Genomic DNA, 5,959 nt, shown 5'->3' with positions numbered 1-5,959 from the left:
GGCGGCGGCCCGCTTCGCTCAGGTCTCCGCCGATCCTGGCGCGGGCTCACTCTCGAGGAACGCGTCGATCGAAGCCTTCACGAGAAGCACCTGAAACGGAAAGCAGTCGACCAGGCCATCCAGGCTCGATTGCTGCCCTAGACGATCCAGGAACGGGTGGGTCATGAGATCTTTCGTCTCGCCCCGCCGGTCGAGAAACTGCCCCCACAAGGACATACGCTGGAAGAGCGGGCCCGCCGGACGTGCGGTTTCCAGATATGAAGCCGGAAAGAGCCGACGGTAGGCTTCGATATTGTAGAGCCAGGAGGCTCCGATCACGTGGGTGCGCTCGGGATGTGTCCGCCGAACGTGCCTGGTGAGTTCCCGGAGTTCTTCCCGGCGTTGCTCCAGCCGGTCGATCCCGAGCGGGGAGGGGTGTCCTGGGTCCGTGTTTCGGAAGTGGAGTTTGATCTCGGCATCGCCGCGCAATGCGTAGGAGAAGCATCCGAATTCCGCTTCGATCGGTGGTGCCGTCGCGACCTCGGGCTTCTTCATGTAGAAGCGATAGGTCCACTCTTCCGGTTCACTGGACTGCCTGAGACCGGCCAGGTACACCTGCCATGAGGGGTCCGCAGGGTCGAGCTCCCGGCCCAGACCGAACCGGATGTAGAGGTTCGTGTAGTCGAACAAGACCCGCTCCAGGGGCTGGCCGGCAAGTGAAGCGACCTTGCGCGAGAACTGGAGTTGGAGCTCGAAGAACGACTTCCCGTAGACCACCCGTGTCTAGGCGGCGACGATGCGTACCGGGATGCTCGCCGGAACCCGGAAGATCGACTGCCCCCATGCTACGACGGGATCCACACGCTCGAGCTTGGTTGTCCGGCCGATCAATGCGCCGAGGGCCTCCTGGGTTTCCATCCGCGCGAGGTGTGCGCCAAGGCACATATGGGTGCCTGCACCGAAGCCGAGGTGTGTCGGGTCTGCCCGCGTTACATCGAAGCGATCCGGATCAGCGTGACGTTCGGGATCATGGTTGGCGGACCAGAGGGAAGCCCAGATGGTGGTGTTCTTCGGGATGAGGAAGCCGCCGAATTCGGCGTCGGCGTGGAGGACCCGAGTGGTCATGCCGATCGGTCCCTCGTAGCGAAGGCACTCCTCTACCGCGTTGCCAACGAGGCCGGGCTCGCTGCGCAATGCATCCGCTTGCTTCGGATGATCGGCGAAGTTCTTTGCGCCGAGGCCAATCAAGCCGATCGTGGTTTCGAAACCGGCGATGAGCAAGCCCATTGCGTGAACCAGCAGCTCGTCGCTGGATAGCCGGTCTCCCTCTTCTTCCGCACGAATCATCTGAGAGAGCAGGTCGTCGCGCAGGTCGCCTCGCCGCTCTTGAATCAATGCCTCGAAGTAGGCGGCGAGCTCACCGACACCGGCTTCGATTCGCGGGCGCTCATCGTCCGGCAGGAAATCCCCGCGCAACATGTGGGTTGCGAGGCTGGTCCATTTGGTAAAGCGGTCGCGGTCTTCCGTGGGAACGCCGAGCATCTCGCAGATCACCTGGGAGGGGACGGGCAGCGCCAGGCCCGAGATGACGTCGAACTCGCCTGTGTCGAGGGCTTCTTCGATGAGCCCGGCAACGATCTCCCGGGTCCGCGGGCGCCAGCTCTCAGCGGCTCTCGGTGTGAAGGACTTGCTGACGAGTTTTCGCAGCCGGGTATGAGCGGGCGGATCCTGCTGCAGCATGAACTGGCCACCGCCCGAGTTGGCGCCACCCATGGCGTTGCCAGGGGCCGTTCCGTCGGTTCGGCGGACGCCGGCGGGCACTTCGCGAAGGAGGTGCATGCAATCATCCCACCGAAACAACCTCCAGAGGCCGGCCGGGGTTTCGTGCACGGGAAATTGCTCGCGGACTTCCCGCAGGGCGGGGAAAGGGTTCTCCTGGCGCTCCGGATCCACGAGGGTGGGGTCCATGCCGTGCCAGGAAGGGGCAGGGGCGGGGGGATTCGTCATGGTAACTCCAAAGGCGCGAACGCGAGCATAGACCATGCACGGTCGTGGTCGACATCGGGTATTCTTCCCCACCCCGAAGGAGCCCATTCATGCGCACGGATCTATGCCAGCAGCTGGGAATCGAATTCCCGATCTTCGCCTTCACGCATTGTCGTGACGTCGTCGTCGCGGTCTCCCAAGCGGGCGGATTTGGTGTCCTCGGCGCGGTCGGCTTCAGCCCCGAGCAACTCGAGATCGAGTGCAACTGGATCGACAGCCATATCGGCGACAAGCCCTACGGCGTGGACCTGGTCATCCCCCAGAAATACGAGGGGATGGGCGAGATGGATCCGGCCAAGCTCGAGGAGCATCTCCGCGAGATGGTTCCGCCCCAACATCGGGAGTTCGCGTCGAAGTTGTTGGCCGATGCCGGGGTGCCCGAAATCCCGCCCGGAGAGCAGCGTTCCGAGATGTTCGGCTGGACCGAAGCCACGGCGACGCCACAGCTCGATGTGGCGTTGCAGCACGAGAAGGTGCGACTCATCGCAAACGCATTGGGGACGCCGCCGCCGGATGTCGTGAAGCGGGTACAGGAAAGCGGGCGCATGGTCGCGGCTCTCTGCGGCAAGGTGCACCAGGCCCAGCGCCACCGGGATGCGGGCATCGACATCATCATCGCCCAGGGCACCGAGGGGGGTGGTCACACCGGCGAGATCGGGAGCCTGGTGTTGTGGCCGCAGATCATCGAGGCCGTTGCACCGACGCCGGTGCTCGCCGCCGGAGGCATCGGAACCGGTCGCCAGATGGCTGCGGCATTGGCGGTGGGCGCCCAGGGGGTCTGGACGGGCTCCCTGTGGTTGACCGTCGAGGAGGCCGAAGCGTCTCCCGCCCAGTTGGATTCCTATCTCGAAGCGACCAGCCAGGACACGGTGCGCTCGCGCTCCTACACCGGCAAACCCTGCCGCATGTTGCGCAACGAGTGGACCGACGCCTGGGAGCGCGATGACACACCGGAGCCGCTCGGGATGCCGCTCCAAGGCATGGTGACGACCGAGGCGATCCAGCGCGTTCATACGTACGCGAATGCCGCCCAGAAGGTGGCGTTCAATCCGGTCGGGCAGGTCGTGGGACAGATGAACGAGATTCGTTCCTGCCGGGATGTGATCTATGAGATGGTGGAGGAGTACGTGGACGCCGTGGAGCGTTTGACGAATCTCCAAGGGGAGGCTTGAAGCCATGGATGGAATCTTCGATGAACTGCTCGGCCAGGTGACCCAGGGCAAGGGGTTGGAGGCGTTGGCCCGACAGGTCGGGGCATCCGAGGGCGCGACGGCGGATGCCACGCGGGCCGCTCTGCCCGCGATGTTCGGCGCGCTCAATCGGAACGTGTCGGCTCCGCAGGGAGCCGATTCGCTGCTCGCAGCCCTCGAAACCGGCCACGATGGCAGCATTCTCAACGATCTCGTGGGGGCGCTTGCCGGTGGAAGCGGCGGAGGCAACTCGATCGGCGAGGCGATCCTGGGGCATATGCTCGGCGGCAAGCGCGGCGGTATCGAGAGCGAGATCGGCCGTGGCTCAGATCTCGACGGCGCCACGATCTCGAAACTGCTGGCCGCTCTAGCGCCCTTGGTGATGGGCGCGCTCGGAAAGGCGCAGCAGGAGCATCGCATGGGCTCCCAGGAACTCAGCTACGAGCTGGGCCAGGTCGCCAAGCACGCGGAAAATTCCCTCGGCGAGCGCTTCGGACCGCTCGGCAATCTGCTCGACATGGATGGTGACGGGCGCGTGGACGAGGGCGTCCTCAACGTAGGCAAGAGCCTGCTGGGCCGGCTCTTTCGGCGTTAGCTCGCAAGGAACGTCCCCGCTAGTCGAGATACAGCCCGCCGTTGACCTGCAGGATCTCGCCGGTGATGTAACCGGAGATCTGGGGGTCTGCGAGGGAGCAGATGACCGATGCCATCTGTTCGGGCTCGGCAATCTTGCCTGTCAGTGTCGCCCGCCCCATGGCGGCAACGCCTTCTTCGCCAACAGCGGCGAGCATCGGTGTCCGCACCGGCCCCGGGGCGATCGCATTGACGCGGGCACGGTAGCTCGAGAACTCCCGGGCCGTGGTCTTCGTCACGGATTCGATCGCACCCTTGGCGGCGGTGTAGTCCACCTGCCCGACGTTGCCATTGCGGGCGCTCACCGATGAGAAGTTCAAGATGAAGCGGTTCACGCCGTCGTCGAGGGGCTCGTTCCCGTTCGCCTTGAACAGGGGATGCCAATGTTGGGCGGCGACTTCGCGGGTGAAGAGGAATGTGCCATGGAGGTGCACGGCGACGACTGCCTTGAAATCGTCGAAGGATTTCTTCGCAATGCGGGCATCCCGCGTGATGCCCGCGACGTTGACGACACCATTGATCGCCCCGGTCGCTTCGAGTGCGGCGGCGACGGTCTTCTTCACGTCGTCCTCATCGGCGACGTTGGCGGGCGCGACGATCGGCGCGACCGCCGCCAGAGGCGCGATCGCGTCTCGGGCTTCGGTGAGTCGGCCGGGATCGAGATCCACGAGCACCACCTGGGCGCCGTGCTCGGCCAGCGCGGTCGCAACGGCGTGACCGATACCCTGGGCCGCACCGGTGACGATATGGGTTTCACCCTCGAAAGCTCCATCTCGTAGTACACGCGCCATGTCCGGACTCCTCTTTCTGGAGCGGAGGAGGATGACAGCCGGAAAACCCTGCGCCAGCCCCGCGGGGGACCTACTTGTTGTCATCCAATGTCAGCTAGCCGCTACGAAAAGGCTTCCCTTTGATACTTACTGCCATAATGATGTCAGTGGCACTTCCGTAGGATGGGCGCATCGAGAGAGTCGTCCAACAGGAAGGGGCCGAGATGGGCAGAAGACAAGGGAGACGGAGCCGTGCGCGAACGCAGCGAGAGCAGGATCCGTTGCGTGGGTTCGGAGCCGAACTCGTGGGCTGGCGTTTCCCATTCGATCCTGGAGGTGGCCGCGTCGTGGGTGGCGTGGCGCCGTCTCTGCCCGATGAGCCTGGCGTTTCAGAAGGAGGCCGCAGGTGCGTAGAGCCGACCGACTCTTCCAATTGATCCAGACCCTGCGGGCCCGCCGCTTTGCCACCGGCCAGGAGCTGGCCGAGGCTCTCGGTGTCTCCAAGCGCACCCTCTACCGGGATGTCCAGGATCTCCAGCGTTCCGGTGTTCCCATTCGCGGTGAAGCTGGCGTGGGTTATCGGCTCGATCGGGGCTTCGAACTCCCGCCTCTCACCTTCACGACCGAGGAGCTGGAGGGGTTGGCATTGGGCGCGCGAATCGTGGCCGCATGGGGGGATGCCGAGCTTGGAAAGGCCGTGGCATCCGCGGTGTCGAAGATCGAGGCGGTGATCCCGCCCCGATTGCGCGAAGCCCTTCTCCACGCACCGCTCTTTGCACCTGGCTTTTCCGGTGCCGCGGCCCGGGCCCAGCACCTGGATCTGCTTCGTCGCGCCATCGGTGAGACCGAGATCGTGCAGCTCCAATACACCCGAGAGGATGGTGAGAGGAGCCTCCGCGACGTTCGTCCCCTGGGCCTCTACTTCTGGGGAAGCAAGTGGACGTTGGCGGCCTGGTGCGAGCTCCGTCAGGACTACCGCAGCTTCCGGCCCGACCGGATGCAGACCGTCGATCGCACCGGACGCCGCTTCGACCCCACCAACGGCCCGAGCCTGAAGGAATACCTGGCGAAGACCGAAGCCGCAGGCCAGGAATGGGGCGCCCCTCCGCCACGCGGAATTCGGACTCCGGGGCTGGACCGCTGAAGGGGGCCGCTTCGCTTCTCGTGGCGGATCGCGGGGCGGGGGGCGGCCAGCGCGGAATGGCTCGGCCGGGGCATGGGAGACCGCGTTCCACCTGGACGCGGGTTCGCTTATGCGGCTTTCGCCGCTAGCGAACGTGCGCACGCTCACCGGTTGGAGATGCCTGCGCTTTATTTCCTTGCTGGCCGCCCCCCGCCCCG

The 5,959-nt window shown here is 65.0% G+C and carries 7 protein-coding genes; 4 read left to right on the top strand and 3 right to left on the bottom strand.

Annotated elements, in window-relative coordinates:
- Positions 1-18: 18 nt before the first annotated feature.
- Both GY937_28920 and GY937_28915 read right to left on the bottom strand, forming a co-directional pair.
- The gene (locus tag GY937_28920; GenBank protein MCP5060738.1) at positions 19-756 is read right to left on the bottom strand and encodes a hypothetical protein; all 738 of its coding nucleotides are present in this window, start codon (positions 754-756) and stop codon (positions 19-21) included.
- A 6-nt stretch (positions 757-762) separates the two neighbouring features.
- Positions 763-1,986, bottom strand: coding sequence for a cytochrome P450 (locus tag GY937_28915; GenBank protein MCP5060737.1), 1,224 nt, complete (start codon positions 1,984-1,986; stop codon positions 763-765).
- Positions 1,987-2,075: 89 nt separating this feature from the next.
- Here GY937_28915 and GY937_28910 point away from each other — a divergent pair, with 89 nt between their 5' ends.
- The gene (locus GY937_28910; protein ID MCP5060736.1) at positions 2,076-3,197 is read left to right on the top strand and encodes a nitronate monooxygenase; all 1,122 of its coding nucleotides are present in this window, start codon (positions 2,076-2,078) and stop codon (positions 3,195-3,197) included.
- Between the two features lie 4 nt (positions 3,198-3,201).
- Positions 3,202-3,810, top strand: a complete 609-nt coding sequence (locus GY937_28905; protein ID MCP5060735.1) for a DUF937 domain-containing protein — start codon at positions 3,202-3,204, stop codon at positions 3,808-3,810.
- Positions 3,811-3,829: 19 nt separating this feature from the next.
- On the opposite strand, the gene GY937_28900 is transcribed toward GY937_28905, so the two are convergent.
- Positions 3,830-4,639, bottom strand: a complete 810-nt coding sequence (locus GY937_28900) for an SDR family oxidoreductase (GenBank protein MCP5060734.1) — start codon at positions 4,637-4,639, stop codon at positions 3,830-3,832.
- Positions 4,640-4,870: 231 nt separating this feature from the next.
- Between GY937_28900 and GY937_28895 the strand changes: the two genes are divergently transcribed.
- Both GY937_28895 and GY937_28890 read left to right on the top strand, forming a co-directional pair.
- Positions 4,871-5,032 carry a hypothetical protein gene (locus tag GY937_28895; protein ID MCP5060733.1) on the top strand — a complete coding sequence of 54 codons (162 nt, stop codon included), beginning with the start codon at positions 4,871-4,873 and terminating at the stop codon, positions 5,030-5,032.
- Complete coding sequence (locus tag GY937_28890) at positions 5,025-5,762, top strand: YafY family transcriptional regulator (protein MCP5060732.1); 738 nt, start codon at positions 5,025-5,027, stop codon at positions 5,760-5,762. The genes GY937_28895 and GY937_28890 overlap by 8 nt, the downstream gene beginning before the upstream one ends.
- Positions 5,763-5,959 lie beyond the last annotated feature (197 nt).

The organism is bacterium, assembly GCA_024228115.1.
In the GTDB taxonomy this organism is placed as follows: Bacteria; Myxococcota_A; UBA9160; order UBA9160; family UBA6930.
Note: the sequence above shows the minus strand (reverse complement) of the source record. Positions and strands in the feature narration are given on the sequence as shown.